Annotated in this window: 19 protein-coding genes; 4 read left to right on the forward strand and 15 right to left on the reverse strand. The window is 53.8% G+C overall.

The window, feature by feature from the left end:
* Nucleotides 1-22 precede the first annotated feature (22 nt).
* The 9 genes from PDUR_RS14245 to PDUR_RS14285 all read right to left on the reverse strand — a co-directional run bounded on the left by PDUR_RS14245 (nucleotide 23) and on the right by PDUR_RS14285 (nucleotide 12,735).
* On the reverse strand, nucleotides 23-1,195 hold the full coding sequence (locus tag PDUR_RS14245; RefSeq protein ID WP_042206849.1) for a radical SAM/SPASM domain-containing protein: 1,173 nt from the start codon (nucleotides 1,193-1,195) through the stop codon (nucleotides 23-25).
* Nucleotides 1,196-1,594: 399 nt separating this feature from the next.
* Nucleotides 1,595-3,400, reverse strand: a complete 1,806-nt coding sequence (locus PDUR_RS14250) for an LTA synthase family protein (protein ID WP_042206850.1) — start codon at nucleotides 3,398-3,400, stop codon at nucleotides 1,595-1,597.
* Between the two features lie 148 nt (nucleotides 3,401-3,548).
* The gene (locus tag PDUR_RS14255) at nucleotides 3,549-4,862 is read right to left on the reverse strand and encodes an amidohydrolase family protein (RefSeq protein WP_042206851.1); all 1,314 of its coding nucleotides are present in this window, start codon (nucleotides 4,860-4,862) and stop codon (nucleotides 3,549-3,551) included.
* Nucleotides 4,859-6,139, reverse strand: a complete 1,281-nt coding sequence (locus PDUR_RS14260) for a Zn-dependent hydrolase (RefSeq protein WP_233277378.1) — start codon at nucleotides 6,137-6,139, stop codon at nucleotides 4,859-4,861. The genes PDUR_RS14255 and PDUR_RS14260 overlap by 4 nt, the downstream gene beginning before the upstream one ends.
* A complete protein-coding gene (gene hutI / locus PDUR_RS14265; RefSeq protein WP_042206852.1) occupies nucleotides 6,114-7,409 on the reverse strand; it encodes an imidazolonepropionase in 1,296 nt (431 codons plus the stop codon). The genes PDUR_RS14260 and hutI overlap by 26 nt, the downstream gene beginning before the upstream one ends.
* Nucleotides 7,410-7,423: 14 nt before the next feature.
* A complete protein-coding gene (gene hutU / locus PDUR_RS14270) occupies nucleotides 7,424-9,082 on the reverse strand; it encodes a urocanate hydratase (RefSeq protein ID WP_042206853.1) in 1,659 nt (552 codons plus the stop codon).
* A gap of 69 nt (nucleotides 9,083-9,151) precedes the next feature.
* Nucleotides 9,152-10,657 (reverse strand): histidine ammonia-lyase, encoded by a 1,506-nt coding sequence (gene hutH / locus PDUR_RS14275; RefSeq protein WP_042206854.1) that lies wholly within the window; start codon nucleotides 10,655-10,657, stop codon nucleotides 9,152-9,154.
* 349 nt (nucleotides 10,658-11,006) lie between these two features.
* The gene (gene hisC / locus PDUR_RS14280; protein WP_042206855.1) at nucleotides 11,007-12,077 is read right to left on the reverse strand and encodes a histidinol-phosphate transaminase; all 1,071 of its coding nucleotides are present in this window, start codon (nucleotides 12,075-12,077) and stop codon (nucleotides 11,007-11,009) included.
* 25 nt (nucleotides 12,078-12,102) lie between these two features.
* Entirely contained in the window at nucleotides 12,103-12,735 is a 633-nt protein-coding gene (locus PDUR_RS14285) for an HAD family hydrolase (RefSeq protein WP_233277379.1), read from the reverse strand.
* Between the two features lie 91 nt (nucleotides 12,736-12,826).
* Between PDUR_RS14285 and PDUR_RS14290 the strand changes: the two genes are divergently transcribed.
* Nucleotides 12,827-13,387 (forward strand): GNAT family N-acetyltransferase, encoded by a 561-nt coding sequence (locus PDUR_RS14290; RefSeq protein ID WP_042206857.1) that lies wholly within the window; start codon nucleotides 12,827-12,829, stop codon nucleotides 13,385-13,387.
* A 296-nt stretch (nucleotides 13,388-13,683) separates the two neighbouring features.
* Here PDUR_RS14290 and cysI read toward each other — a convergent pair whose 3' ends face one another.
* Together cysI and PDUR_RS14300 are read right to left on the reverse strand one after the other, a co-directional pair.
* On the reverse strand, nucleotides 13,684-15,405 hold the full coding sequence (gene cysI / locus PDUR_RS14295) for an assimilatory sulfite reductase (NADPH) hemoprotein subunit (protein ID WP_042206858.1): 1,722 nt from the start codon (nucleotides 15,403-15,405) through the stop codon (nucleotides 13,684-13,686).
* A gap of 39 nt (nucleotides 15,406-15,444) precedes the next feature.
* Nucleotides 15,445-17,277 (reverse strand): assimilatory sulfite reductase (NADPH) flavoprotein subunit, encoded by a 1,833-nt coding sequence (locus tag PDUR_RS14300; RefSeq protein WP_042209376.1) that lies wholly within the window; start codon nucleotides 17,275-17,277, stop codon nucleotides 15,445-15,447.
* Nucleotides 17,278-17,459: 182 nt separating this feature from the next.
* Between PDUR_RS14300 and PDUR_RS14305 the strand changes: the two genes are divergently transcribed.
* Nucleotides 17,460-18,917, forward strand: coding sequence for a hypothetical protein (locus tag PDUR_RS14305; protein WP_042206859.1), 1,458 nt, complete (start codon nucleotides 17,460-17,462; stop codon nucleotides 18,915-18,917).
* A gap of 139 nt (nucleotides 18,918-19,056) precedes the next feature.
* On the opposite strand, the gene PDUR_RS14310 is transcribed toward PDUR_RS14305, so the two are convergent.
* Nucleotides 19,057-19,290 carry an LSm family protein gene (locus tag PDUR_RS14310; RefSeq protein WP_042206860.1) on the reverse strand — a complete coding sequence of 78 codons (234 nt, stop codon included), beginning with the start codon at nucleotides 19,288-19,290 and terminating at the stop codon, nucleotides 19,057-19,059.
* A 178-nt stretch (nucleotides 19,291-19,468) separates the two neighbouring features.
* Here PDUR_RS14310 and PDUR_RS14315 point away from each other — a divergent pair, with 178 nt between their 5' ends.
* Nucleotides 19,469-20,314, forward strand: a complete 846-nt coding sequence (locus tag PDUR_RS14315; RefSeq protein ID WP_042206861.1) for a MerR family transcriptional regulator — start codon at nucleotides 19,469-19,471, stop codon at nucleotides 20,312-20,314.
* A 274-nt stretch (nucleotides 20,315-20,588) separates the two neighbouring features.
* Nucleotides 20,589-20,927 carry a DUF2207 domain-containing protein gene (locus PDUR_RS30090; protein WP_042206862.1) on the forward strand — a complete coding sequence of 113 codons (339 nt, stop codon included), beginning with the start codon at nucleotides 20,589-20,591 and terminating at the stop codon, nucleotides 20,925-20,927.
* 19 nt (nucleotides 20,928-20,946) lie between these two features.
* On the opposite strand, the gene PDUR_RS29165 is transcribed toward PDUR_RS30090, so the two are convergent.
* The 3 genes from PDUR_RS29165 to PDUR_RS14330 all read right to left on the reverse strand — a co-directional run bounded on the left by PDUR_RS29165 (nucleotide 20,947) and on the right by PDUR_RS14330 (nucleotide 23,949).
* A complete protein-coding gene (locus PDUR_RS29165; protein ID WP_169744913.1) occupies nucleotides 20,947-21,186 on the reverse strand; it encodes a hypothetical protein in 240 nt (79 codons plus the stop codon).
* 52 nt (nucleotides 21,187-21,238) lie between these two features.
* The gene (locus PDUR_RS14325) at nucleotides 21,239-22,534 is read right to left on the reverse strand and encodes an Nramp family divalent metal transporter (protein ID WP_042206863.1); all 1,296 of its coding nucleotides are present in this window, start codon (nucleotides 22,532-22,534) and stop codon (nucleotides 21,239-21,241) included.
* A gap of 215 nt (nucleotides 22,535-22,749) precedes the next feature.
* Complete coding sequence (locus PDUR_RS14330) at nucleotides 22,750-23,949, reverse strand: MFS transporter (RefSeq protein WP_042206864.1); 1,200 nt, start codon at nucleotides 23,947-23,949, stop codon at nucleotides 22,750-22,752.
* Between the last annotated feature and the right edge of the window lie 4 nt (nucleotides 23,950-23,953).

The following is a 23,953-nucleotide window of genomic DNA, read 5'->3' on the forward strand; positions in this document are numbered from 1 at the left end:
TAATCAGCCTTCCTTTGCCGTGTTATACGATTCCAATTTCGCGGTCGCTTAAATAACAGGATGGGTCCTCCGCCCAGAAATCACCGCTTACCGAAGCCCGGGCGCGGAAATTTCCGTTACAGACGTCCAGCCATTTGCATTCACTACAGCGTCCTTTCAGCAGCGGTTTGCGGTCGCGCAGGCCCGCCATTAGCGGATGAGCGGCGTCGCGCCAGATCTCGCTGAATTTCTGCTTGCGGATATTGCCGATTTCGATATCTCTGGTGAACTGATCGGGATAGACATTGCCGTGCCAATCGACACACCCGATGGCAATTCCGGAACGGTTGCCGCCGTTTCTCCGAAGCAGTCCAAGCAGTTCATCCGCACGCTCAGGGTCGTGTTCCTTCATCCACTGGTATAAGTAAACTCCATCCGCATGGTTATCTACGGTAAGCAGCTCAACCTGTTTGCCTTTACCATGCAGGTCTATCGTCTTGGCCATAATCCGTTCAAGAGCATGCCGGGACTGTTCATGGGTAACATCCTCCTGCTGCAGGGCGCTCCCGCGGCCGGAATAGACGAGATGGTAGAAGCAGGCCCGTGGAATATTTTCCCGCTCGATCAAATCAAGGACTCCATCCAGATCTTCGTATGTATGTCTGCTGATGGTGAACCGGACTCCTACCTTCTGGCCGATGGATAAGCAGTTGCGGATACCTTGAAGCGCCTGCTCGAAGGAACCCTTTCGTCCGCGAAACTCATCATGGCGCTCTTCCAGCCCATCCAGGCTTACACCGACATATTTAATTCCTGCTTCTTTTAACAGTTTCGCCTTGTCGTTGGTTATTAGAGTGCCGTTGGTCGATATTACCGGCCGCAGCCCTTTGCTTGACGCATAAGAGATCAACTCAAAAATATCTTTACGGATCAGTGGCTCTCCCCCGGAAAAAAGCAGGACAGGAACCTGGAATGCGGCCAGGTCGTCAATAAACGCCTTCGCTTCCTCTGTCGACATTTCATCGGGATCATGGGCAGGACAGGCATTTGCATAACAATGTTTGCAGGTCAGGTTGCATGCCCGTGTCGAATTCCATACGACGACAGGTCCTCTGCCCGCGGAAACGCCATGCGGTTTGTGCCCCGGCTTAACGGTATAACGAAGGTCATCGCCTTCTCCCTTCATACCGGTAAGCAGTTTCGTTACATTAATCATTTCCGCTCCCTCGTTTCTCCAAATTTAGATACAATCTTTTTTATCGTACTATAGCTTGGGAGAATAAGAATATGCGCTTTTATCTTGCTCTTATGGCGTATTCATGCTAAAGCCTGCAAAAAGAAAAACCCGCAATAGCTGCGGGTTTCAAAAAGGGCATGGCGTTATGATTTTTTCCTACCGTTAGCCAGTTCTATAATCATAACGACAAGAACGAGCAATGAAATGAGCTGGTCCAGACTCATTACGTCCGCCTCCATTCCTCAGCAAGGATGGCTGTTCGGACGGTTTTCCTCTCCCAAGGACAATTGCCGCGCTCCCCCAAAACATAATATGAGGCAGCGTCAGCGGATATGCGGATTGTAAGAGCTCTGGCAGCGGGCTTTGCCGGTTACCTTTTTAAAAAAGCAAATCCTGCGAGTAATTATCTCCTTCCAGCATGTCGTACTCCACTAAACGGTAATCATCCAACAGCTCCTGCTGCTCCGCGTTCAATCCGGTGACAACGCCGGAGGGCCCGATCAGTACACTTTTGCTTAAGCCGGGAAGCTCCGATTTCACCTTGTCCAGCAGCTTGTAGTAAGCCGGCATCTTTTGCCCCGTCAGTTCAAATACAGTCGGCCCGAGAAATGCGGGACTGAGCGTACCCAACGGCTGCTTGCCGATATCGAAATTGGCCATATAGAGCAGCTTCGTCTCATGCTTCAGTCTGGGATTCGTATCCCAGCCCGCCTGCGTATAGATGTCCCCAGAGAGCGCTGGAAGATGGTCGCCCCAAAATACGGCAACCGTAGGCCGCTTCAACGACTTTAGCTCCTTGGCAAGATAGGCGAGCGCCTCGTCGGTCAGCTTCGCATCCTGGACGTACGTCTCAAGCTCGTCCTTCCGTTCCGGCTTCACGCCGCTAACCGTTATCGTATTCGGCCCGTTATTGCCTTTGACAAACGGAAAATGATTCTGCATCGTAACCAGATGCAGGAACGTCGGCTGATCGGAGCTGTCCAACTCGCGCACCGCTTCCTTAACAGCGGCCATATCCGAGATATATCCGTCCGGTGTGATGCGCTCGGCATTTGCCATTTGATCCTGGCTTGTAAACCGGTCAAACCCGAGAACAGGGTACACTTTGTTCCGGTTATAGAATGTCTCATCGAACGGATGAAGCGCGAGCGCCCGGTATCCCCGATCTTTGAGGATGCTGACGATCGAGGGCAGTGAGGACATTTTCACGATCCGCTGCTGGTAAGGAATGGAGCCGTCATTGAGAAAATACATCGACAAGCCCGTCAGCGCTTCAAACTCGATATTGGCCGTATTGCCGCCAAATTCGGGTGACAGCATATAGCCGGACGGCGTATTTTGCTGCTCCTGATGGATAAATTTCAAAGGGTCTTCACTGAAAGTGTAGGTAGGAAGACGCGTCGGGTCAAAGAAGGCTTCGTCCATCATATACAAAATATTGGGGGACTCGGCTGGCGCTGCGGCAGTGCTGTTGCCCTGAAGCGCGCTGTATTTTTCTGCGATTTTAGTTATGGCTTCCTTGCTGTAATTATCCGGTTTCTCCATCAGATTCTGTTTCAGATTGCCTGTAAAAGCGAATAAAAATCCGTTCTGTGTATAATTCACTTTCTGGTTCCAGTAAATATTCTGATAGTGAATGGAGGTTGCAAGCGTGGACTGGCCGTCGACCAATAGGATAAACCCGGCAATCATGATTGCCGAAATAATCGTAAATCCTGCCCGCAGCGGCAGTCCGATTCTGATCTTGGGAAGCTTGCGCAGCAGATAGATCAGACCCGCAATGAGAACCACAGCCAGCACAAGCGTGAGCGGCGAAATCATGCCTTTGGTAATCTTGCTCATCTCCTGAGCATTTTTGACCAGCATAAGGTCCCACGGAAACAGCGGTTCCCCTGTCGTTGTAAGCTTTTTATAATTAGCAATGCCCAGAATGACACAAGCGATAAAGGCAATTAAAGGACCTGCGTACAAATTCGGAATAACCGCCGCAAAAGCGAGCAGCACGAAGAAAAAGAACAGACTGCCGGCAGCATACAGCCAGTAGTAGTTCGATATCCAAGCGAAAACGCTTCCGACATCCATGCTGAACGAAGCAGCCTGCATAATGAAATTCAATATAAATCCGCCGATCAAAAAAGACAGCAGCATGATTCCCAGCCGTTTGCCGGGCAAATAATGACGCATCCTTACCCTCTCCTCAGCTCATTTAAACAAACAGTATACGCCCATTTCCTTAAAAAGAACTTAAAATTAACAAAAAAACCACACTCGGATAATACTACCCGAATATGGCTATGAAATAAACCATCAAGTCCGATCACGCGCCGAATTTTTATTGCCACTTGCCTATAAGGTCATTGATTTTCTGAACGATTGCCGATTCCTTTATAGTTAGAAGCCGGCCGCCGCCGACTACGATTTTGCCGTCAACCACCACATCCCTGATCGCAGTCGGCTGCATGGAATACACGACATTGGCGAACAGCTCGGCAGCGGGTGACAGAGATAGATCATACAGGTCCACAGAGACAAAATCCGCGTAATTTCCCGGCCGGATGTCCCCTGTGGGAAGCCGCAGCAGCTCACCGCCGGCTTGGGTGCCCATATGAAAGACCTGCCCGGCGTTAATGCAGGTGCCGTCCAATCTGGTTACTTTCTGGAGCAAGGAGCACATTCTCATCTCTTCCAAAACGCTGATCCGGTTGTTGCTGCAGGCGCCGTCCGTACCCAGCGATACCCGTACACCCTCCGCGAGCAGGCCGGGAATATTCGTAACACCATCCGATAGGAACATATTGCTGGAAGGACAGTAAGCCAGCCCCGCGCGCTTCTCTCCCAGCAGGCGGATTTCCGAATCCTCCAGCCACACTAGATGGACAGCGATCATCCGCTCATCCAAGATGCCGAGCTTATTCAGATAATGGACCGGCCGCAGCCCGTATTTGGCAAGCGTCTCCTCTACCTCAAACGGTTCCTCCGCAACATGGATATGAAAAGGTGTATCCAGCTCTACAGCCAGCTTGTAACCGGCCCGGATCATCTCCGGCGAAGCGGCGTGAGGGCTGTGCGGCGCAGGGTGGACGGCCACCATGGGATTCCCCTGATATTTTACAGCTAACTCCCGGGTACGCTTAACCGCATCCGGCACCGTTTCCCGGTAGCTTGCCGGAGCTCCGGCCCAATCATACATCGTCCGCGCCAGCACAAGCCGAATCCCGAGGTCCTTGGCCGCCTTGATCACGGCTTCGTCCATGGCCGTTCCCCCGTCATGCACATAAAAGAAATCGCTGACCGTCGTGACGCCGTACTTGAGCATTTCGCCAAAGGCAAACAGAGCGCCGATATAGATCGCTTCCTCATCCAAGAGCGGCGTATATTTATACAGCGCTTGATCTCTCCACTCCAAAAAAGGCCGGTCCGCCGCGATTCCCCGCAGCAGGCTTTGGAAGGAGTGATTATGCGCATTAACCGTACCCGGAAGTATGGCTTTTCCTGTCCAGTCAACAGGCAGCGCATGGTTATATTTACGCTCTAGCAGGGACTGTTCACCTGTCTCGATGATCCTGCCTTCTTCGGTGTAAATCGCCCAATTCTGCCGGAACTGGCCGTCTGCATAGACTAGGTCCGCTTTGAACAGCTGCTTCAAAGTTGTCTTCCTCCCGTATCCAGGCCGGCATCCAAATCCAGCAGCGTGTGCAGCAGCACATTAGCCGCCTGCTCAATGTCGGAGATGCGGCTTTCTTCTTCCGGGCAATGGCTTTTGCCGCCTACGCTGGGGACGAATATCATTCCGCTTCGGGTAATGGAAGCAAGATGGGCCGCGTCATGACCGGCCATGCTTCCAAGGCGCTGATAGGGAATATGCAGCAGCCCTGCCTGCCTTTCAATAGCTTCGATTATTGTCCGGTCCATGGGAGAGGGGGCCTGATCCAGGATAACCTTTCGGGTCACTACAGACGGACGCCGTCTCGCCAATAATTCGAGCCGAAGATTCCATTCCGTCAAGACCTGCCCGATCTGCTCTTTGGACTCCCCGCGGAACTCTACGAGAAATACCGCTTCCGCCGGAATAATATTAGGGGCGTTCGGAATGATTTTAAGCTGCCCGACTGTCCCGACCACCTCGCGATCGGGAAATGCCCGGCAGATGCTCTCGGCGGCGAGAATCATTTCAGCGGCTGCGGTCAGGGCATCGTTGCGGTCTTCCATAAGCGTGGTTCCTGCATGGTTGGCTTCTCCCCGAACCGTGACCTCCTCACGGTAGATGCCGGTTATTGACGTAACTGCGCCGATCGGAATGTTCCGGCTAATCAGGCGTCTTCCCTGTTCGATATGCACTTCGACGAAGGCACTTAAGGCTTCCTTAGAAAGCGCCGCCTGTTCAAAGCATTCCGGGCTTCCCCCTGCCTCTTCCAAAGCTTCCGTGAGCAGCTTGCCTTCGGGGTTCTTCACCCGGATGATCTGCTCCCGTGTGAGCTTGCCCGCAGCAGCCCGGCTGCCGAAGGTGGACAGTCCGAACGGATTCGGTTCCTCCGCGCTGAACGAGACCAGTTCAAAGGGGTGACGGGTAGCTATCCCCGCATCATCCAACGTTCTTAATACTTCAAGCGCCATTAACACCCCGAGCGCTCCGTCATATTTGCCTCCATTCGGAACCGTATCCATATGCGAGCCGCAGACGATTGGCGGCAGCAGTTCCAGATTCTCTCCGGCTCTTCTTCCCCAGATATTCGCCGCCGCATCAATCCTTACGCTAAATCCTTCGCTTGTAAGAGCCGCCTTTAGCCACTCCCTTGCCTCCAGTTCGGCGGGAGTAAAGGCGGTCCGGTCCAGCCCTCCATGCTCATTCAGTCCGAAGACAGCCAGTTCTTGAATGCTTCGTTCAAGTCTGTCCGGGTTAATACGCAGGCTGTTGTCGATCAACGAGGACCCCTCCTTTTACAACCACCTGCCCTTTCTTAATGACCGTGTGCACCAGGTTCATCCCGTAATAATATTGAAGCTGGCGGTAATTATCGGCATCGAACAAGACCAGATCTCCCTGCTTGCCGATTTCTATACTCCCCATTACTTTCTCTCTGCCAATCGCATAAGCCGCGTTAATCGTACTTGCCGTCAATACTTCAGCCGGGGTCATCTTCATCGTGAGACAAGCGGCATTCATAATAAAGGGCATGGAAACGGTGGGCGATGAACCCGGGTTGCAGTCAGTGGATAAAGCGACAGCTACCCCCGCTGCAATCATTTTCCGGGCGGCGGCTGCCTGCTCCATCAGAAACAAGGCTGTTCCGGGAAGCAGTACCGCAATCGTGTCGCTCTTCGCCAGCGCTTGAATTCCTTCCTCCGATGCCTTCAGCAAATGCTCGGCCGAAACGGCCCCCAACCTCGCGGCCAGCTCCGCGCCTCCGAAATTCTCCGCAATTTCATCGGCGTGTATTTTCAACTTGAAACCGAGTCTTCCTGCGGCCTCCAGAATCCTCCGGGACTCAGCGATGCTGAACACGCCTTGTTCACAGAACACATCGCAGAATTCGGCCAATTCCTGTTCGGCGACTGCCGGAAGCATTTCGTTAATAACCAGATCGACATAACCCTCAGGATTATTATTGTACTCTTCGGGAACCGCATGGGCTCCCATAAATGTCGAAACCACATCAATGGGGTGACTGTCGTTAAGCGCCCGCGCAGCGCGTAGTTGTTTCAGTTCATCTGTTACAGTTAGCCCGTATCCGCTCTTGGCTTCAATCGTGGTGACGCCGTGCAGAAGGAAACGGTCCAGCCGGACTTTGGATTGCCGTACCAGTTCTTCTTCGGAAGCTTCTCTCGTGCTCCGCGCCGTATTCAGAATGCCTCCGCCCCGCTTCAAAATGTCGATATATTTTGCCCCCTGCAGCCGCAGTTCCAGTTCATTCTCGCGGCTTCCGGCAAATACGATATGAGTATGAGGATCGATAAGCCCCGGTGTAACCACCTTTCCGCGGGCGTCGATGATTTCAACATCATCTTGGCGTGTACTTAAATAGTGCTCTGCCAGCGTATCGGAACCGGAAAAGACGATGATACCATCCTCAATAACAACGCTGCCGTTCGCGGTGATTCCCAGCATCGACATGCCTCTGCCCGTTCTCGGCCCGAGGCCTCCATCCATACAAATCAGCTGGGAAGCAGATTTCACATAGGTTAATTTCCCCATACTTTAGGCCCCCCTTAATGCAATCCCGGGATATTAATACCCTTCTTCTTCGCCGTGTCCACGGCAAGCTCATAACCGGCATCCGCATGGCGCGCAATCCCCATACCGGGGTCTGTTGTCAGCACGCGTTCAAGCCGTTTCGCTGCATCTTCCGTTCCATCCGCTACAACAACCATGCCCGCATGCAGCGAATACCCCATGCCCACTCCGCCGCCGTGATGAACCGACACCCAGCTCGCCCCCGCTGCGGTATTGACGAGGGCATTCAGGATCGGCCAATCGGCTACGGCGTCGCTGCCGTCCTTCATGCTCTCCGTCTCCCGGTTAGGCGAGGCTACAGACCCGGCGTCCAGATGATCGCGGCCGATGACAATCGGCGCCCCAAGCTCACCGGATGCGACCATCTCATTGATGATCTTTCCGAAGCGGGCGCGCTCACCGTAGCCGAGCCAGCAAATGCGGGCGGGGAGACCTTGAAACGCCACCCGATTCTGTGCCATGCGAATCCATTTGCACAGCCTTTCGTTGCCCGCGAATTCCTGTAGAATCACTTGATCGGTTTTGTATATATCCTCGGGATCGCCGGACAACGCCACCCACCGGAACGGCCCTTTCCCCTCGCAAAATTGCGGCCGGATATAAGCCGGGACAAATCCGGGATAAGTAAAAGCGTCCTTAACGCCTTCATCATAAGCTGCCTGGCGGATGTTATTGCCGTAATCGAAGGCGACGGCCCCCCGTCTCTTCATTTCGAGAATGGCGCGTACATGAACCGCAATAGACGCTTTTGCCTGCCTGATATAGAGTTCCGGTTTAACGCTCCTAAGCGCCTGCCCTTCTTCCAGCGTCAGTCCTACCGGCAAATAGCCGTTAAGCGGATCATGGGCCGAGGTCTGGTCGGTAATGATCTCGGGAATAAAGCCGCGTCGGATCATTTCCGGCAGCACTTCCGCAGCATTGCCCACAATTCCGATGGAAAGAGGCCGTTTCCGCGCCTTCGCTTCGGCAGCCAGGGCAAGCGCTTCGTCAAGGTCCGGCGCCAACCGGTCGCAGTACAGCGTCCCGATTCGTTTCAGGATACTTGTGCGGTCTACATCTATACAGATAACAACGCCTCCGTTCATGGTGACTGCCAGCGGCTGAGCCCCGCCCATGCCTCCCATACCGGCTGTTACCGTAACCGTGCCTTTCAATGTGCCTCCGAAATGCTGCCGTGCTGCTTCCGCGAATGTCTCATAGGTTCCCTGGACAATTCCCTGCGTGCCGATGTAAATCCAGCTTCCGGCGGTCATTTGGCCGTACATCATGAGCCCCTTTTTGTCCAATTCGTGGAAAGTATCCCAGTTCGCCCATGCCGGAACCAGATTGGAGTTGGCAAGAAGGACGCGAGGTGAATCTTTAGTTGTCTTGAACACGGCAACGGGCTTGCCCGACTGGATCAGCAGCGTCTCATCCTCTTCAAGCTCCTTGAGACAACCAATAATTCGATCATAGGCTTCCCAGTTGCGCGCCGCCCGCCCTATGCCGCCGTATACGACGAGCTTATCCGGGTGCTCCGCCACTTCCGGGTCCAGATTGTTCATCAGCATCCGCAGAGCGGCTTCTTGCACCCAGCCTTTCGTATTTAATTTCCGGCCGCGCGGGGCACGGATTATGCTGTCATGGTCTGTCATTTATAGATCTCCCTTATTCGTGTAATTTGGCAACATGATGTAATTGGTACCCACTAATTGGTAACCGTGCTACGACTGAATTTCTTCTAACAACCAATCCTGCGTCTTCATACTGCGCGCCAGCCGCTCAATATCCCCGCTCATAGACCGGTCTTCCGTCAGCGGAGGCACGGCAGAACGAATCAGGTTCAGCAGCTTGCGGGTTGCCGGAGCGAGCAGCTCAGCGCCCCTTATTTCAGCGGCCTGGGCGGCGCAGATCGCTTCAATCGCCAGCACCTTATAGCCGTTGTCGACGATAGCAGCCGCCTGCCGCGCCGCCGTAGTCCCCATGCTCACATGGTCCTCTTGATTCGCGGATGAGGGAATCGAGTCAACGCTTGCGGGATGCGCCAGCGTTTTATTCTCCGAGACAAGGGAAGCTGCGGTATATTGGGTAATCATCATGCCGGACTGCAGCCCCGGGTCGGGGCTCAGAAAGGCCGGCAAATCATTTAACTGCGGATTAACCAGCCGTTCTATCCGGCGTTCCGAAATACTGGCAATTTCAGCCATGCCGATGCCCAGAAAATCCATTGCGAAAGCAATAGGCTGGCCGTGAAAATTCCCCCCGGAAATAACCTGCCCGGTATCCGGGAACACAAGCGGGTTATCCGTGGCTGAATTAATCTCGATCAGCAGCTTCTCTTTAACGTAGGTAAGCACCTGCTGTACAGCGCCATGAACCTGCGGAATACAGCGGAGGGAATAGGCGTCCTGTATGCGGATTTCACCCTGGACAGTCGTAAGCGAACTGCCTTTCAATATGCCTAAAATGCGCCCGGCGACCAAACACTGCTCCGGGTAAGGCCTAACCAAATGAGAATCCGGCGCGAAGACGTCCGTGATGCCTCTTAAAGCTTCAAGCGTCAGCGCCGCAATGCCATCCGCCAGGAGGGCAAGCCGCTGCGCATCCAAATAAGCCATGACTCCAATCGCCGTCATCGCCTGGGTGCCGTTGATTAACGCCAGTCCTTCCTTGGCTTTCAGCGTGACAGGCTTCAGGCCGGCGCGGCGCAGCGCTTCTGCCCCAGGTAATCGCTCTCCCTGATATATCGCTTCGCCTTCCCCTACAAGCAGGAGAGCCAAATGCGAGAGCGGCGCCAGATCGCCGCTTGCCCCAAGCGACCCTTGGGACGGAATGAGCGGAACGATTCTGGCGTTCAGCACATCAACCAACAGCTTCAGTGCGCTAGCTGTAATGCCGGAGTACCCCTTAGCAAGCGCGTTGGCCCTCAGCAGCAGCATCGTTCTGACCGTATCCGGCGGCAGCGGCTCGCCCACCGCGCAGGCATGACTGCGAATCAGATTGATTTGCAGCCTCTCGGCGTCTTTGGCCGATATGACAGTGTCGCTGAATTTCCCAAAGCCCGTGGTTACGCCGTAAACTTTTTGCCCCTGCTCCACAATGGAATCGATTACCGCTCTTGAGCGCTTAATCTTGGTCCAGGCCTCATCACGGATTTCCACCTGCTCTTTGGAGTAAATCACCTGTGCGACTTGTTCCAGCGCCAGACTCCCGCCATCGAGACGTATCACCGGAAACCCTCCTTCACGCTTAGGAAGTGGAAAGACAAAAGAGGCTATGCCCGGGAAAGCTTATTTTCCAGGCACAGCCCCCTAATCGACTGTCAACTATAAGCACCGCTTCTCGCCGCAGTAATTGCTCTCCAAAGGTATGAGCGACCGTTCCCATAACCTGACTATATGAGCAAGCGGCGGCGGTTATTCGGAGGAACGCTAGTTTTTCCCCGCATTGAGCACAAATCAAAAAAGGCCTTGGCGCCATCACCAAGACCTGAACCCCTCTATGAATCCGGCTAACCTGCGGACGAACCGCCACGGGGACGCCGTATTTTTCCGCGCAAGGCTATGCGTCCGTTCTTCGTCAACCGGCCTGTTCTGCCAATATTCCTTCCAGCGCCCGGTAAAGAGCCTCCATTTCCTCATCCGTCCCGATACTGATCCTCAAATAATTGTCGATCCTGGGCTTGGCGAAATAGCGGACGATAATATCCTGCTGCCTGAGCGCCTCGAACAACTCCACTGCCGGAATAACAGGATGGGTCACAAAAATAAAATTGGCCCGCGAGTCAACCACTTCGAACTGCAAAGCCCGCAGCGCCTCGACCGTATGTTCCCGGGTCTTGATGATCCGGCCCACATTGAGCTCAAACGTTTCCGTGTCCCGCAGGGACTGCTCTCCCCCAACTTGGGCAACGGCATCCAGAGTGTAGGAATTAATGCTGTTCTTCACCCGGTTCAAGCCTTCAATCAATTCGCTCTGCCCCAAAGCAAGTCCGATACGCAGCCCGGCAAGCGAGCGCGACTTGGAGAATGTATGGACAACGAGCAGGTTCGGATAATCCGGAATCAGCGGTACGCAGGACTCTCCGCCGAAATCGATGTACGCCTCGTCGATGATGACGACCTTATCCGGGTTATGTACAAGAATTTGCCGTATGCTGTCCACGGAGGTGAATTTGCCGGTAGGCGCATTCGGGTTGGCGATCAGTATGCCGCCGTTCTGTTCAAAGAAAGGTTCCAGCGGTATGCCGAACTGCTCGTCCAGCGGAATTTTTTGATATGAGATATCGAACAGTCTGGCATACACTTCATAGAAGCTGTAAGTGATATCGGGAAATAAAATGGTCTCTCCGGGGTTGAAAAAAGCCTTGAAGCAAAAAGCCAATATTTCGTCGGAGCCGTTCCCGGCAAAAATATTCTCCATAGACAGACCATAGTAGTCGGCGGCGGCTTGCCGAAGTCCCACACATTCCGGGTCGGGATACAGTTTAAGCCGGCCGGATACGGCGGCTTTCATGGCACTGAGCACCTGTTCCGAAGGCGGGTAGGGATTCTCGTTCGTGTTCAGCTTGATGACCTTTTTGGCTCCGGGCTGCTCTCCGGGTACATAGGGCGTAATCCCCTTAACCGTTTCACTCCAAAATTTACTCATGCGCTGCCTCCTTTTTATTTTGCGCTCATTTTACGGATTTGACAAACTCAAGGATATCCGTAGGCTTTTCGAATTTGTATTTGGCGTCAATGTTCTCCTGATTAATGCAGCCCCACAGAGCAAGACCGAAGTCAATTCCTGCATCTCTGGCGCATTTGTAATCATAGATGGTGTCGCCGATATAAATCGATTTTTTGGGGTCCGCGCCGGAAATTTCGAGATATTTCAGCAGCGGCTCGGGATTCGGCTTGTGCTTGTTCGTATCGCTTGAGCATACCGTATATGCCATGTATTCCGTAAGGCCGAACGGGTTAAAATCATCGATGACTTCCTGAGAGGTCTTCGATGTCACGACCCCTGAAGTCGCCTTTTTTAGCTTCAATCCTTCAAGCAGCTCGGCTATCCCGTCAAACACCTTCGCCGTATAAAAAAATTCTTGGATAAAATGATTCCACCGGTCATGCGCCCGCTCCACATCCTCAATACCCAATTGTGGCAGCGAATCCTTGCCGGGAAGACCTAACACAAATGTAAGCTTCTCCCTCTCCACCACTCTGCCGTAGTCGGTTTCGAGCATGGTTTGCAGCCCTCTAAGCACAGCTTCCTCGGTATCAATCAAAGTTCCGTCAATATCAAAAATAATGGAATTGTACATCATCTTCTCCTCCGTATCGTTGTGTATGATATAAATAGATCATATTTTATGCAGTGAATACGGTCAACAAAGATTGAAGCCGGAGGCACTTAAGATGAGGCAGGAATTTATCACACTGACGGGTTGGAATAATGAGTATTGGAACATAATCGGGCCGATCTACCGGGAAGCTTTCCCAAGCGGGGCCAAACCGGAGGGGCTGCTGAAAAATATGCTGGAAAAGGGTATCGCTTCCATGCATGTCTTGATGTGCGAGGGGGAAGCCGGGGCTATGGCGGTTACTGGACTGGCCGGGTCTGAACCGGACAAAAAGCTGATCATCGACTATATGGCCGTCCGGGCGGATCTGCGCGGCCAGGGCATCGGAAGAACGCTTCTCGGCAAAATCCGCGATTGGGCCGTTAAGGAGCACGGCGTCTCTGCGATTATCATTGAGGTGGAGGCCGGAGATACACCGGCGCATGCCGAACGCTTTCATTTCTGGGAGCGCTGCGGCTTCATTCGGACCGCGTACGTCCATCAGTATATTTGGGTTCCCGAGCCGTATACGGCGATGCTGCTGCCGCTGAATCCCGGAGAGACGGTTACGGACGACGGCCGCTCGCTTTTCCGATATATCGAATCATTCCACAAAAAAGCCTACCGTCAGCGTTAAGATAAAGGGCATTATCCAGACAAAAAGCAAGCTCTGCGGCTGCGCCGCAGAGCATTCAAGGTGAGAAGTGAATGATTTATGCTAATACCCTTTTTCTAGGGTAATTTTCTGAAATCCAGCGACGAAGAATGGATCTCCGTAAAGATCTTCTTCTGCCTTTCAGATAGTACATGGGTGAATCAACTACCTTTCGGAATTACACAGAATGTCTTTCCATCTGACAATTGATACCTTCCACTTCCCACCTGCTTATCATTACCCCAATTACGGCTGATTGAAACCCCCATCCAATCATCTTAGGAATGGAAATTCCGTCCGTCGGTTACTTCCTTGACATAGCCTGCCCGGATGACGAAATCACCGAAATGCTCGCCGCTCTCCCGCTCCTTTGCATAACGGTTAAAGATTGGGCGGAGCGTCTCCAGAATCTCCGTTTCGCCGATGTTCTCCTTGTACATCTTGTTCAGCCGGTTGCCGGCAAACCCGCCGCCCAAATACATATTGTATTTGCCCGGGGCCTTGCCGATGAACGAGAGCTCCGCCAGCATTGGGCGGGCGCAGCCGTTCGGGCAGCCGGTCATGCGGATGACAATATCCTCATCACGGAGTCCGGCTTCTTCCAGCATCGGCTCCAGCTTGTCCAGCAGCGTGGGCAAGTAACGCTCGGACTCCGCCATGGCCAGGCCGCAGGTCGGGAGCGACACACAGGCCATCGAATTCCGGCGCAGCGCCGAATATTGAATGCCGTCGGTCAGCCCGTACTCCTCGATCAAGCTGGTGATTTTCTTCTTCTTATGGCTGCTGATGCCGCCGATAATCAGATTCTGGTTCGCCGTCAGACGGAAGTCGCCGGTGTGGACCTTCGCGATTTCCCGCAGGCCCGTCATCAGCGGATAGCCTTCCTCATCCTTGATCCGGCCGTTCTGGATAAAGAGCGTGAAATGCCACTTGCCGTCGCTCCCCTTAACCCAGCCATAACGGTCGCCGTTATGGTCGAAATGGTACGGTTTAGCTTCCTGTAACGCCCATCCCAGGCGCTCGGTCAGCTCGCCTGTGAACCAATCCAGACCCCGGTCGTCGATCGTATACTTGAAACGGGCATGCTTGCGGACGGCGCGGTCGCCGTAATCCCGCTGGATGGTGACCGTCTTCTCGGCGACATCAATAAGCTGCTCCGGCGTACAGAAGCCGATCACTTTAGCGACCTGCGGATAGGTCTTCGGATCGCCGTGGGACATGCCCATACCGCCGCCTACGCTTACATTGAAGCCCGCAAGGCGGCCATCTTCGATAATCGCGATAAAGCCCAGGTCCTGGGAGAATACATCCACATCATTGGACGGAGGAACGGCAATCCCGATCTTGAATTTACGCGGCAGATAGACCGGTCCGTAAATCGGCTCCTGCTCGGTTCCGTCCTCGCTGCCCGCTACCTTCTCGCCGTCCAGCCAGATTTCGTGGTACGCTCTCGAGCGCGGATCGAGATGATCGCTGACCTTGCTCGCTAACTCGTAGACCTCGGAATGGATCTCCGATTGGTATGGATTCGGATTGCACATGACGTTGCGGTTCACGTCGCCGCAGGCGGCGAGTGTACTCAGCAGCGACTCGTTCACTTCCTGGATCGTCTTTTTCAAATTCCATTTGATGACGCCATGCAGCTGAAAAGACTGCCGGGTGGTCAGGCGGATGGTGCCGTTGCCGTACTTGTGGGAAATCCGGTCCATCATCAGCCACTGGTTCGGTGTGACCACGCCTCCCGCCGCGCGTACGCGCAGCATAAACTGATAGGCTGGCTCAAGCTTCGACTTGGCCCGTTCAGCCCGCAGATCCCGGTCGTCCTGCATATAGCTGCCGTGGTGCTTCATAAGACGGTTATCGTCCTCGGGAATGGAGCCTGTAATCGGATCTGCCAATGTCTCTTCGAGGCTTCCCCGCAAATAATTGCTTCTGCGCTTAATATCCTCCACATCGCTGTGGGGAGCGTCATGGGGCGGATATTTATCGTTAAGTGCCATGCTGCTTTACTCCTCTCGGCGATTCTTTAGGTACAGGGCTTAGTATACATCCCGCTGGTAACGTTTCTGCTGCTGCATAAGAGTCAAATATTCGGCGGCTTCTTCGGAACTGAGCCCGCCTACCTGCTCAAGAATCGTGGCAAGCGCGGTATGGACATCATGCGCCATCCTCTTCTCGTCTCCGCAGACATACACCGCCGCGCCTTCCTGCAGCCACTGATAGATTTCACCGGCTCGTTCCAGCATACGGTTCTGGACGTAGATCTTCTTGTCGGTATCGCGGGAGAAGGCGACATCCATCCGAGTCAGCACGCCATCCTTAAGCCAGCGCTGCCATTCGACCTGATAAAGGAAATCCGTGGCGAAATGCTGGTCTCCGTAGAACAGCCATGTCTTGCCTTCTGCTCCGGTCTCTTCCCGCTCTCCAAGAAAAGCGCGGAAAGGCGCGACGCCCGTTCCCGGACCGATCATGATGACCGGCGTTTCCGGATTCTCCGGAAGCTTGAAGTTCGAGTTACTTTGAATGAAGACGGGCAGCTTGTCCCCCGGCTGTACCCGCTCTGCGAGCCCGACGGAGCACACGCCGTACCGGTCTCTTCCCTGGCTTTCGTAGCGTACAGCGCGGACCGTGATATGCACCTCGTCCGGATAGGCTTCCGGGCTGCTGGAGATGGAATACAGACGTGCGGGAATTTTCCGCAGAATTTTCACGAAATCGCCTGCCGGAATTCCTTTTAATGCGTAGTCCTGCGCCAGATCGAGCAGGTCCCGGTCTTCGGCATATGCCCGAAGCTCCTGCTCATGGCCCGGCGCTGCCAGTTCCTTAAGTCCGCTCTCCGGCGCAAGCCCTGCCGCCTGCTCCAGCAGCGGCTTCGTCAGCACCGTGATCTCATAGTGGCGCAGCAGCGCTTCCCGAAGCGGAAGCTGTCCGCTTTTGCCAGCGGCTACCTTCTCTTCCGGCTGCCAGCCCATGGCCTGAATCAGTTCCTCAACAAGCCTTGGATGATTCTCGGGAAAGATCCCGATACTGTCGCCCGGCTCGTATTTAAGATTAGATCCCTCAAGGGACAGCTCGATATGGCGGGTTTCCCGGTCCGATCCCCGCCCGTTAAGGTTCAGATTCTCCAGCACCTCGGCGTAGAACGGATTGCTTCTGGAGTATTCCGGCTCGGCGCCGGTATCCGCAAGCGATACGGCAGCGGCTCCGGCAGTCTGAACACCGGTCCCTTCGCCAAGCGAAGAAAGGACATCCTTCATCCACTCGGCAGCCGGTTCGTTAAAATCTACGTCACAATCGACGCGCGGCACCAAGCGCTTGCCGCCCAGCTCCTCCAGACGTTTATCGAAATCCTTGCCCGTCTGGCAGTAAAATTCATAAGACAAATCACCCAGCGCCAGCACGGAATAGCGCAGCCCGGAAAGCTCCGGCGCCCGCTTGCTGTGCAGGAACTCATAAAAAGATATGGCGTTATCCGGCGGTTCCCCTTCTCCGTGGGTGCTTACCAGGATAAGGAGATTCCGGGCCTTTTTAAGACCATTCGGTTTGAAATCGCTCATTGCGGACAGGGTTACCAGGTATCCCGACTCTTCCAGCTTCTTGGCAAATTTCTTCGCCAGACCGCGGGCATTATCTGTCTGCGATCCGAAGAGCACGGTTACTTCCTTAGGCGCTGCGCTTACCTGCGCAGGCACTGCCTGCACGGCTGCCGGACCTGCAGCAGCACCTGCCACAGGCGCAGCAGCAGCCGCTCCGAGAGCCGTCAGATATCCGCTCAGCCATACCCTCTGCGACTCCGTAAGCGTTGGCAAAAGACGGTTCAGCAGCTCCGCCTGCTCCTGACTAAACGGACTATTCGTAACATGAAGTTCCAACAATATGCACCCGCCTCATTTTTTCATCATAAATTTCAAGTAATTTTATCACAATGTAAGTATCTCTCATTAGAACCTATCATAGTACGGAAGAGAGGTCAATTAGTATCATCTTATAGCTTTTATCAGTTATAGTTATAAAGGAACGGCTATCGTTCATGCAGAGAATTGGGGGGAATCTTTTGCCGAGAAAAATAAAATGGTTAAAATCCGCTTACGTCCTGCTCGTTGCAGCGGTGATCCTGGGTCTGATCCCTAAGTATTCCTATAATGATCCGGACACCTTCTGGCACATCGAGCTTGGGCGGTACATGCTTGAGCATCACACGGTGCTGCATCACGCGATACATACGTTTTACGGAGACAAGCTGCCTTATATCCCGCATGAATTCGGTTTTCAGATCGTTGCGGCCGGATTGTACGAAGCATTGGGCTGGCCGGGCGTGTACCTGCTGACGGCGCTCTGTCTGTTCCTCCTGATCTGCGGGCTGCTTCAAATGGCCAAGATATCGCGCAGGGAGCTGGGATTCAGGGAGGATCATCCCCTCCTTCTGCCTTTTGTGCTGCTGATCTCGGTCTGGATCTACTACAACTATTTCAAGGGCAGACCGCAGATGATCTCCTCCTGGATGATCGTATGGTTCTTTGTGTATTTGCGGAGATTCCAGATACAGCCTATGAAAAAAACCGCCGCGGCCATGATCGCCCTTTCCTTCGGAATCGCCAATTTCCATGCGGGCGTCTGGCTCGTCATCGTCGTGTTTACGGGCATGGCCTTTCTCGAAGCCTGGATCGCCGGAAAGCTGGATAAACGCCGGAACCTCGTCTTTGCCGGGGTGGTGATCGCCGGTCTTCCGAATCCGGGCGGCATCAAGAGCCTGCTGTTCATATTGACGGTCAGCAAGAACGACTTCAACATGCTGATTAACGAATGGCAGCCGATTGCGTTCGGCAAATGGGATACCTCGGCCATAACGCTGCTGCTGCTATTTTTCGCCCTGACCCTGCCCTTCTCGCTGTACCGGAAGCCGTTCCGGTATTTCCTGATGCTGGGGATTCTGTACCTTGGGGTGTCGAACTTCAAGCAGAATTTGTTCATGTGGCTGTTCATTCCGTATTTTGCGGGGGCATTCTTTGAAGCCTTTCCCTGGATGCGCAAGGTAGATATCCGGCTGAAGCCCCGTACGATTCGCGTCGCCCTGGCGGCGGGGCTGCTGGTCAACTGCATCATTAACTTCACCGCTCCGCCGGCCGTGAACACCCGGAGCTATCCTGTCGATGAAATGGCCTATATTCTAAAAAACCATACGGGAACCGCACGGCCGAAGGTGCTGGCTCCTTACGGCTCGTCCGGCTACGTGATGTACCGTGGCGGCGATGTGCTGTGCGACGGCAGACAGGACCCGTTCATTACAGATGAATCGCTCGGCGCATACGGCTGGACCGCGTTTGAGCGGTCGATGTACGGCTTCTCCGACATTTTGCCGGACATTGCGGACTACGACAAGCCCGAATACATCATCGTCCGCAGCACCGCCTCCGCCCGGCTGTTCGAACAATGGAGAAAGGCTTTCGGCGAACCCGTCTATAGAGGACGTTTCGGCAGTGTGTTCGCATACCACATAGACACCAAAGGATAAGCGGTTCTCTGCCTCTTCCTTTTATCCATCCGCAAAACGGCCCGGCGCTTCTCCATATGGAGATAACGTCAGGCCATTTTTTTAGTTCATATACGGTTCGCATAATTCTCTCTTCGGTGTTAATGGAGAACGGCTGACGTTAGATCAGCGCGATCGCGAGCAGAGTAAACAGGCTGAGGGTGATAATAGCATTATTGTAATAATAAGGTCCATACGGATAATAACCCGATGTTCTCATGCTGCCTCTCTCAGTCTCCAGATAAACGTTATTTCTGTCCACGTCCTTGATCACGCCTCTATACTCCTTGCCGTCTCTCGTCAAAATGCGAACCTTTCTTCCCTTGCATCTCATACAATTGTAATAGGCTTCCATTAGATCAACTCCTCTCTTATACCTGCATAGTATGGCGGGCGAAGCATGCGGGAGACGGCTAACGTACAAGCGCGGCAGCTTAATAAGGAATTTCCACAAATCTATTGACTCTCACAAGGTGGCAGGGTTTAGAGTTAGAGTACAATCCGGATTGTGAATAACGGTACAAGGAGGATTAATGCTAAAAATCGGTGATTTTTCCAGACTTACAAGAGTTTCCATTCGTATGCTAAGGTACTATGACGAGATTGGGCTGCTGCCCCCTGCGGCTATTGACCAGAGCTCGGGATACCGCTATTATTCCGCCGGCCAGATTGAAACGGTCCATCACATTAAGTCTCTCAGGGAAATGGGCTTCGGCTTTCCGGAAATCGGGGAATGGCTGAAGGAGAGCGGCAACACGCGGCGTCTGCTTGAATTATTGGATACACGGAAGCGTGAGATCGCGGAAGCGATTGAACAAGAGAATGAGAAGCTGCTGCGCGTCGGCAGAATGCTTGAACATTTAACCAAGGAGGATTCAACTATGGACTATACCATCGCATTAAAAAGCGTCCCGGCTTACCGGGTGCTGTCTCTCAGAGACATTATTCCGGCATACAACGCGGAAGGCGTTCTCTGGGAGGAAATCTCGCGTTTCGCGGAAGTAAGTGGCATCAAGATGCTCCAGCCCTGCTACGCGATCTATCACGATCAGGGGTACAAAGAGCATGATGTGGATGTCGAGGTGACGCTGCATATCGAGGGAGAAGCGGCCGAAACGGACCGCATCCGTGTGAAGGAGCTGGAAGCTGAGCCGCAAATGGCCGTCCTGTTTCACAGCGGCCCATTTGAGGAGATGAGCAAGGCCTATCATGCGCTGGGCGTGTGGATGTCGGAGAACGGTTATGGCATGGCGGGGCCGACCCGGGCAATTTATCATAAGGGACCATGGTCGGAGAAGAATCCGGCGGATTATTTGACGGAGATCCAGGTTCCTGTGGCAAAAGGGGAATCGTCTTCCTTCGGCCCTACAGCCGGGTAAGTGTGGGGCTGTCTCCTGCTCTGACTGTGATTTGCAAGCGCCGATTCAAACCGCGCAGCGCTTTTACGCATTCTGGAATACGGGCAATGAGGATTTTATTTCCCATTAGGTCACTAGGGCGGCCGCTGAAGAAGCTTGGAGCGGATGACAATTAAGCGGGACACCGGTTCATATTCAAGGCAAGGCGTTCGGCAGCGGGGACAGTTGGTTGGTCTGCCGGTGGGCTGTTGGGCTGGTGGGTTGGCTGGTGGGTTGCTGCTGGTGGGTGGGTTGGTTGGCTGGCTGGTGGGTTGGCTGGTGGGTTGCTGCTGGTGGGTGGGTTGGTTGGCTGGCTGGTGGGTTGCTCGTTGGCTGGTCGGTTGCTGGGTTGCTGGTTGGTCTGCCGGTTGGCTGGCTGGCTGCTCGTTGGCTGCCTGGCTGCTCGTTGGCTGGTGGGTTGCTCATTGGCTGGTCGGTTGCTGGGTTGCTGGTTGGTCTGCCGGTTGGCTGGTTGGCTGCTGGTCGGTTGGCTGGTTGGTTGGTTGCTGGTCGGTTGGCTAGTGGATTGCGGAAATTCCTGCGTTCATACATCTTTTTCCATGAAAACCCTCCTCCAAAACCCATTTCCTGCTAAAGTGCAGGCATTTCACCTCCTATCTCCCCGTTCCGGCACGTATGCACTGAAAGGCTGCAGATTTGCAGCCTTTTCTTCTTCCCCCGCGAAATTCATCGGAAAAGCCTGCAGGTTTTGCAGGAAACACAGCTTGTTCCGCCATAAGCAGACTGAAGAGACGAATCTGCCGTCCCCTGCATCCCCCTACATCCCCCTGCACGACGACGAACGGCGCTATACCCCACCCCAGCAAAAAACGGGTGCCGCCCTTTACGGACAACACCCGTCTCTTTTCTATTGCAGCTCGAATTCGATGATTGGCAATCAACGTGTTATGCAATCAACGTCTCGGCAATCAGGAACAAGTTCAGCGAGACGACGATACCGGCAATAACCCAGCCGAGCACCGAAGTGATCCGGCGGTTAACCAGCCCTCCCATCAGCTTGCGGTCGCTGGTGAAGATAATAAGCGGTATCAGCGCAAACGCGATGCCGAAGGAGAGAATAACCTGGCTCATTACAAGCGCTCGGGTCGCATCGACGCCCGACAAGATAACAGCAAGAGGCGGAATGCTTGTAATCGCCCGGCGGAGATACAGGTTGATTCTCTTGTTAATGAACCCCTGCATGACAACGTCGCCCGCCATTGTGCCGACAGAAGCGCTGGAGAGTCCGGCAATCAGCAGACCCAAGCCGAAGGAAATCGCCGTAACCGGACCGACCAGTTGCCCGAATTGATGAAAGGCTGCATCCAAATCTTCGACAGCAAGCCCGTTCTTGAAAAAAGTCGCCGCCGATACGATCACCATAGCCATATTAACCGCGCCCGCAATGAACATGGCAATCAGGATGTCGATGAACTCCAGCTTGAAAATTCTTTTCTTCTCCGCATCGTTTCTGCCGACAATTCGGTTCTGGGTGAGTGAGGAATGCAGATAAATCGCATGCGGCATGACGGTCGCCCCGAGAATACCCGCCGCCAGCAGCACACTGTCAACGCCTTGGAAGCTTGGTGTCACAATGCCATGAAACACTTCGCCCACCGCCGGTTTAGCCATGACGACCTGAAAAGCGAATGCCAGCACCACGATCAGAATCATGGAGGCGATTCCCGCTTCAAGAGAACGGTATCCCCTCCGCTGCAGCTCAAGTATGGCAAAGGAACCTGCCGCTGTAATCAGCGCAGCGGGCAGCATGGGAATGTCGAACAGAAGATATAGGCCGAGCGCCGCTCCTAGAAATTCCGCCAGGTCAGTGGCCATAATGACCAGCTCGCTTTGTATCCATAAGAAGAAAGAGACTCCCTTGGGGAAACGGTCTCGCGCAACTTCGGGTAAATTACGCCCGGTCGCGATCCCAAGCTTCGCGGACAAGGACTGAATAAGAACGGCCATCAAGTTGGAGGCTGCAATAACCCATAGCAGGAGGTATCCGTACTTTGAGCCTGCCGTAATGTTGGTGGCGAAGTTGCCGGGGTCGAGATACGCGACAGCCGCGATAAAGGCAGGTCCAAGGAATGGCAGAATTCTGCTGAGTCCTCTACCCTTTCCTTGAATAGCGGAACGTGCGGCGAGAAGTTGTCTTTCATTTTGCTGGGCCAGGCCCACAGTCTGAGTACGTTCCATCATAGATACTTTCCTCCCCGCCTAAAAATTAGCCAAGCACACAAAAGTTTACCTTGTGCAACTTTAGATAAAATTATTATATTCTCCACTACTCCATTTGTAAACTTGCCCTCTGCTATTAAATCAAAAAAATACCCAAGCAAAGGACCAGCGGTTCAGCCGGAATGTTGGGTATCAAAAGTGGAATGATCAAGAGTATGATTAGTTTTACAGTAACATCAGCGCCCTTCGCCTTTCAAGTCCCAGACGTAGACGGAAGCTGCGAGCAGAAGCCCGATAAAGGAAAACAGCGAACCGAACCAAGGCAGAGCCCCTAGACCAATATGCGTGATGATGAATCCTCCGAAAAAGGCGCCAAAAGCATTGCCTAAATTTAGCGCGGAATGATTTGAAGTCGATGCCAATGCCGGAGCGTCCTTCGCAAGCGTCATAATCCGGATCTGAAGACCGGGCAGGACTCCGAAAGCGCAGGCTCCCCACAAAAATATAGTACCAACCGCGAGCGCCGGAATATGAACCGAATACGCGAAAAATGCCAGAATAGCCGCCAGAAACGCGAAGCTCCCCAGCATTACGGGCATAAGCTTCCAATCGGCGAGCCTGCCTCCCAGGATATTCCCCGTCGTCACGCCGACGCCGAACAGCACAAGAATCAAGGCGACGCTGCTCTCCGAGAACCCCGTAATGTCCTCCAGCAGCGGCGTAATATAAGTGAAGACGGTGAACAAACTGCTGCATCCCAGCGCTCCCGTCAGCAGAACCAGCAGCAGCTTCGGCTGCATCAGCGCGCGCAGTTGGCGCGTAAGGCTTGACGTCTCCTCCGCCTTGATTGCGGGCACCAGCAGCAGAATGCCGGCAAGCGACAGTACGCCCATCACGGCTACGGCTCCAAACGACGCCCGCCAGCCCAGATGCTGGCCGATAAACGTCCCGATTGGGACTCCAATAATATTGGCTACGGTGAGACCGGCCATCATAATCGAAACCGCCGCCGCGCGTCGTCCCGGCTTCACAAGTCCTGCCGCTATTACGGAGCCGACGCCGAAAAAGGTGCCATGGGCCAAAGCGGTAAACAGTCTGGCTCCCATCAATACGGCGTAATTCGGCGCAATCGCCGCAATGCCGTTGCCCAAAGTGAAGAAGATCATCAGCAGACAGAGCAGCTGTTTCTGCGGGAGCCGATGCGTCAGCATCGCCAGAATCGGAGCTCCGATGGCAACGCCCAGAGCATAGCTCGTAATCAGCTGCCCTGCCGAAGCGATCGACACATGAAGGTCCTCGGCTACATTAGGCAGGATGCCCATAATTACGAACTCGGTCATTCCAATGGCAAAAGCGCCGAGCGTCAAAGACAGAATCGCAAGCGGAAAGCGCTCCTTGGCTTTGGCTCGGGTATTCGTGGTATATGATGTTTCCAATGCT

Source organism: Paenibacillus durus, assembly GCF_000756615.1.
Lineage (GTDB): Bacteria > Bacillota > Bacilli > Paenibacillales > Paenibacillaceae > Paenibacillus_AQ > Paenibacillus_AQ durus.

Coding starts and splice junctions, on each gene's coding strand:
- PDUR_RS14245 (WP_042206849.1), bottom strand. CDS start 1,195: ATGATTAATGTAACGAAACTGCTTACCGGTATGAAGGGAGAAGGCGAT.
- PDUR_RS14250 (WP_042206850.1), bottom strand. CDS start 3,400: ATGCGTCATTATTTGCCCGGCAAACGGCTGGGAATCATGCTGCTGTCT.
- hutI (WP_042206852.1), bottom strand. CDS start 7,409: ATGGGGAAATTAACCTATGTGAAATCTGCTTCCCAGCTGATTTGTATG.
- hutU (WP_042206853.1), bottom strand. CDS start 9,082: ATGACAGACCATGACAGCATAATCCGTGCCCCGCGCGGCCGGAAATTA.
- hisC (WP_042206855.1), bottom strand. CDS start 12,077: ATGAGTAAATTTTGGAGTGAAACGGTTAAGGGGATTACGCCCTATGTA.
- PDUR_RS14285 (WP_233277379.1), bottom strand. CDS start 12,735: ATGATGTACAATTCCATTATTTTTGATATTGACGGAACTTTGATTGAT.
- PDUR_RS14290 (WP_042206857.1), top strand. CDS start 12,827: ATGAGGCAGGAATTTATCACACTGACGGGTTGGAATAATGAGTATTGG.
- cysI (WP_042206858.1), bottom strand. CDS start 15,405: ATGGCACTTAACGATAAATATCCGCCCCATGACGCTCCCCACAGCGAT.
- PDUR_RS14310 (WP_042206860.1), bottom strand. CDS start 19,290: ATGGAAGCCTATTACAATTGTATGAGATGCAAGGGAAGAAAGGTTCGC.
- PDUR_RS14315 (WP_042206861.1), top strand. CDS start 19,469: ATGCTAAAAATCGGTGATTTTTCCAGACTTACAAGAGTTTCCATTCGT.
- PDUR_RS14325 (WP_042206863.1), bottom strand. CDS start 22,534: ATGATGGAACGTACTCAGACTGTGGGCCTGGCCCAGCAAAATGAAAGA.